This window comes from Immundisolibacter sp. (assembly GCF_041625615.1).
Taxonomy (GTDB): domain Bacteria; phylum Pseudomonadota; class Gammaproteobacteria; order Immundisolibacterales; family Immundisolibacteraceae; genus Immundisolibacter.
The window spans coordinates 1-3679 of sequence record NZ_JBFJTF010000182.1 but is presented as its reverse complement, the minus strand read 5'-3'; the positions used below and the strand labels follow the sequence as shown (position 1 = coordinate 3679).

The window sequence follows — 3679 nt, the reverse complement described above, 5'->3', positions numbered from 1 at the left end:
GAGTGCGACCTGAAGGACGTGATCGTCGAGGGGCCGGGCGGGCTGCGGGTGGTGCCGGCGGCATCCGGGGTGGTCGGCATGGCCAATCTGCCGCCCAGCGCGCTGGGCGGCCTGATCAACGCGTTCGGGAATCTGTCCGGCGACCTCGATGTGCTGCTGGTCGACACGGCGGCCGGTGTGTCGGAAGGGGTGATGAGCTTCGCCCGCGCCGCCCAGGAACTCCTGGTGGTGGTGTGCGATGAGCCGGCCTCGCTGGCCGATGCCTACGCGCTGATCAAGTTGCTCAGCCGCCAGCACGGGGTCAGCCGCTTTCGTGTCCTCGCCAACATGGTCCGGCGCAGCCGCGACGGCCGCGAGCTGTTCGCCAAGTTGTTGACGGTGTGTGACCAGTATCTGGACGTGGTGCTCGAGTTTGCGGGCGTGGTGCCGTTCGACGAGTACCTGCGCAAGTCGGTGCAGCGCTGCCGGCCGGTTGTGGATGCCTTTCCCCGCAGCCCGGCGGCCTTCGCGCTGCGTCAACTGGCCGAGCAGGTTGAGCGCTGGCCGCGCGCCTACGGCGCCAGCGGACGCCTGGAGTTCTTTTTTGAGCGGATGTTGCAGGCGGTTCCCGCCGCAGCTGGAGGTGCAGCATGAATGCAGTTCTCGCATACAGTCAGACGGCCAGGCCGCAGGTGTCGGCGCCGGACGTGGAGGCGCTGGTCCTGGCCCACGCGCCGCTGGTCAAGCGCATCGCCTATCACCTGCTGGCGCGGCTGCCGGCCAGCGTGCAGGTGGACGACCTGATCCAGGCCGGCATGATCGGTCTGATGGAGGCGGCCCGCCGGTACGACGACGGCCAGGGTGCCAGCTTCGAGACCTACGCCGGCATCCGCATCCGCGGCACCATCCTCGACGAGCTGCGCCGCGGTGGCTGGCTGCCGCGCACGGCCCTGCGCAAGCTGCGACAGATCACCGAGGCGACGCGTGCCGCCGAGCGCGAGGCCGGTGGCGAAGCGTCGGCCGAAGCCATCGCCCGCCAGCTCGGCATGAGCCTCGACGAGTACTACACGCTGGCGCGCGAGGCGTCCGAGTTCGGTGTGGTGCGTTTCTCGGATCTGGGTAGCGAGGACGACGAGCCGTGGGAAAACGGCATTGCCGACCGGGGCCCCGGTCCGCAGGCCCAGGTGGAGGACGACAACCTGCGCGCGCGCATCGCCGACGCGGTCGAGTTGCTGCCCGAGCGCGAGAAGCTGGTGATGTCGCTCTACTACGAGCAGGAACTGAACCTGCGCGAGATCGGCGAGGTGCTGGGGGTGAGCGAGTCGCGGGTGTGCCAGATTCACGGCCAGGCGCTGCTGCGCCTGCGCACGCGCCTGGGTGGCCGGGACTGACCTGACGCGGAATCACGGACATGGATATCCTCAGTTTCGCGGGCATCATCGTGGCGTTTATCGCCATTCTCGGTGGCAACGCCCTGGAGGGCGGCCACCTCGACTCGCTGGTGCAGCCGACGGCGTTTCTGATCGTCGGTGGCGGCACCATCGCGGCGGTGATGGTGCAAACCCCGCTGTCCACGTTCGTCAAGTCCATGAAGATGGCGGCCTGGGTCTTCATCCCGCCGAAACTGGATTTCAAGGCCAACATCGAACGCATCGTCGAATGGGGCAACCTGGCGCGCCGCGAGGGCCTGCTGGGTCTTGAGGAGATATCCGAAGCGGAGACCGACCCGTTCGTGAAGAAAGGCCTGCAGCTGCTGGTCGACGGCAGCGATCCGGACACCATTCGTGGCGTGCTGGAGGTCGAGCTGTCGGCCGCGGAGCATCAGGAAAACGCCGCTGCCAAGGTGTACGACGGCTTCGGCGGTTACTCGCCGACCATCGGCATCATCGGCGCGGTCATGGGGCTCATCCACGTGATGGAGAACCTGTCGGACCCGAGCAAGCTCGGCCCCGGCATCGCCGTGGCCTTCGTGGCCACCATTTACGGCGTGGCGCTGGCCAACCTGTTCTTCCTGCCGATGGCCAACAAGATCAAGGGCGTGGTGCACCACCGCAGCCAGTTCAAGGAACTGACCATCGAGGGCCTGGCGGCCATCGCCGCCGGCGAGAATCCGCGCAACATCGAAATGAAGCTCCAGGGCTACCTGCACTGAGTGGATCGACGTGGCCCGCAAGAAGAAACACGAGGAGCACGAGAACCACGAGCGCTGGCTGGTCTCGTATGCGGACTTCATCACGCTGCTGTTCGCGTTCTTCGTGGTGATGTACGCGGTGTCGTCGGTCAACGAGGGCAAGTACCGGGTGCTGTCCGACTCGCTGCTGGCGGCCTTTCGCTCGCCGACCAAGGCGATCATGCCGATCCAGGTCGGCAACATCGTCAAGAGTCCGTCCGGCGCCGCGGTGGAACTGCCGCCGATGGCCCAGAACCGCACCATCGAGCCGACCCGCCGCACACCGCGCAGCGGTGAGCACGCGCAGGCGCAGGCGTCCGGCCACGGCGAGGCGGAGGCCGCGCAGGCCACCCTGCACCAGGTGGCCAACGATCTGGCGCGGGCCTTCGAGGCACTGATCGCCGAAGACCTGGTCAGCATCCGCGAAGGCCGGCTGTGGCTGGAGGTGGAGATCCGCTCGGCGGTGCTGTTCGATTCCGGCAGCGCGCAGATCAGGGACGGGGCACTGGGGGTAGTGGACCAGGTGGTCGACATCCTGGCTGGCGTCCCCAACTCGGTACGGGTCGAGGGTTACACCGACGATGTGCCGATCAGCAACGGCCAGTACCGGTCCAACTGGGATCTGTCCGCCGCCCGCGCCGGCAGCATGGTGCACCGGCTGCTCGAGCAGGGTATCGATCCGTTGCGCCTGTCGCTGGCGGGATATGGCGAGTACCGGCCGATCGCCGACAACGCGACCGAGGACGGGCGCAGCCGCAATCGGCGCGTGGTGCTGGTGGTGCTGGCGACGCCGAGCATCGATGCCGAGCGCGAACTGGCCACGACCCTGGCGCCGTCGGAAGCCGACCCGGAAAGCGGTTTCTTGCTGCCGCCGGGGCTGCCTTCGACGGGGGAGCTGCTGGCGCTCGAACTGGCTGACGACAGGCCGGTGACACTGGGTGGCATGGACCTGCCGGTGGAGCACACGGCCGTCCCGGCCGTCGCGCGCTGGCCCGCCCACCGCCGCGCCAGCGGCGCGGTGCCGGACTTCGTGCCGGCGCCGGTATTCCCGCCCGTCGCACCGCCGCTCTGACGGCCGCTGGTGGTCCGGCCGGTGCCCCTGAGCGCCTGGCTGCCGAGGCGCCCACGAAGCTGCTAAGGTGCGCGATTGCGCCGAAACGGCGGCGCGGGTGTGGTGGGGACATTCATGCAAACACGTTTTCCGGAGCCGGTGCGGGCCTCGGCGCGGGGCGCTGCGGTGGAGCAGAACGTGCGCAAGTGCGTGCACTGCGGGTTCTGCAACGTCACCTGTCCCACCTTTCAGCTGCGTCGTGACGAACTGGACGGCCCGCGGGGACGCATCTACCAGATCAAGCAGGCCATCGAGACCGGCGTGGTCGCGCCGTCGCTGCAGACGCACCTGGATCGCTGCCTGACCTGCCGCGCCTGCGAGACCACCTGCCCGGCCGGGGTGCAGTACGCGCAGGTGCTGGATTTTGGACGTTCGCTGGCCGAGGCGGTGCCACGGCCCGTCGGCCAGCGGCTGCTGCG

Annotated in this window: 5 protein-coding genes; all 5 read left to right on the top strand. The window is 68.5% G+C overall.

Annotated elements, in window-relative coordinates; genetic code table 11:
* On the top strand, positions 1 to 633 hold a 633-nt coding region (locus ABYX71_RS11045), incomplete at its 5' end, for a MinD/ParA family protein (RefSeq protein ID WP_372696550.1).
* Positions 630 to 1370 carry an RNA polymerase sigma factor FliA gene (locus tag ABYX71_RS11040; protein WP_372696549.1) on the top strand — a complete coding sequence of 247 codons (741 nt, stop codon included), beginning with the start codon at positions 630 to 632 and terminating at the stop codon, positions 1368 to 1370. The genes ABYX71_RS11045 and ABYX71_RS11040, both read left to right, overlap by 4 nt.
* Positions 1371 to 1390: 20 nt before the next feature.
* Complete coding sequence (locus tag ABYX71_RS11035) at positions 1391 to 2131, top strand: flagellar motor protein (protein WP_372696548.1); 741 nt, start codon at positions 1391 to 1393, stop codon at positions 2129 to 2131.
* A gap of 10 nt (positions 2132 to 2141) precedes the next feature.
* A complete protein-coding gene (gene motD / locus ABYX71_RS11030) occupies positions 2142 to 3221 on the top strand; it encodes a flagellar motor protein MotD (protein WP_372696547.1) in 1080 nt (359 codons plus the stop codon).
* A 114-nt stretch (positions 3222 to 3335) separates the two neighbouring features.
* The coding region (locus tag ABYX71_RS11025; protein WP_372696546.1) for a 4Fe-4S dicluster domain-containing protein at positions 3336 to 3679 on the top strand (344 nt) is incomplete at its 3' end.